At 48.2% G+C, this 1,088-nt stretch carries 1 protein-coding gene; it reads right to left on the reverse strand.

The annotated features are described in order from the left end of the window. Window positions 1-219: 219 nt before the first annotated feature. On the reverse strand, window positions 220-1,088 hold an 869-nt coding region (locus R7Q47_RS26125; protein WP_318090246.1), incomplete at its 5' end, for a penicillin-binding transpeptidase domain-containing protein.

Here is a 1,088-nt window from a genome sequence, read left to right on the forward strand (position 1 = left end):
AACCGCGACTTTAGGACGAGTCGGAGTCTCCTCATTTTTGACTTGAGCAACAGAAGGAGCGGCTATCAAAAACAAACTTACCCACAACGCGAAACAGCGCGACATCGGGCTTGATGACAGCGTTTTGAACATCCACTTCTTCCTTTACTGAATACTTGATCACTAATATGTACTAAGAATTGACCAGTGAAACAAGTCCATGTTGTTGATTTGGAGATCCTACCAATCAAACAAACTATTCAACCAGTTAGATTTTTTCTCACACTGTTGTTTGATTTGACCCGTTTTATCCCATACTGGAAGTTTGTAATCGCTGCGGCAATTCATCTCTAAACCACCGTTGGAGGTCGGTTTAAAGCCAAGCGTCGTCACTTCTTTAGGCCAAGGCAACTCCAAACGCTCAGGAATTCGCTGCGCCAAGTATTCCGCGTAAACACGCAATGCACCGCTTGAGCCCGTAAGGTTGACTGGCTTGTTATCATCACGGCCTAGCCAAATGGTCGTCACTTCACGACCATCAATCCCGACAAACCAGCTATCACGAGTATCGTTACTGGTGCCCGTTTTACCCGCCAACGCAGCCCAAGCGAATTGGCTTTGAAGGTAGCGGCCCGTACCTTGTGCGACACCTTGTTTCATCGCGTATGTCGTTAGCCAAGCCGCTTGTTCGTCAACCGCGCGAGAGGAGCGAGGCAACGATTGATAAAGCACGTTACCGTCCATATCGATGACGGAACGAAGCGCGGTCAACTTAGCACGTTTACCCGAGTTAGTCAGTGTTTGGTACATTTGCGCCACTTCAAATGGCGTCAATGAAAACGAGCCCAAGAACATAGAAGGCACAGGACGAATCTCATCTTTGTTGACGCCTAAGCGTTCAAGTGTGCCAGATACTTCAGGAATACCAAGCTCCATCCCCAACCTTACCGTTGGTACATTCAATGACTTCGCAAGCGCAAGGTAAAGTGGCACATCACCACGATATTTACGGTCGTAGTTACGCGGAGTCCATACCGAGCCTTTGCTACCTTTCAAACTTAGAGGCGTGTCGTGCAGCGTCGTCCCCAAATTGTATTTGTCTGGCTGTT

The organism is Vibrio sp. Vb0349 (assembly GCF_033338975.1).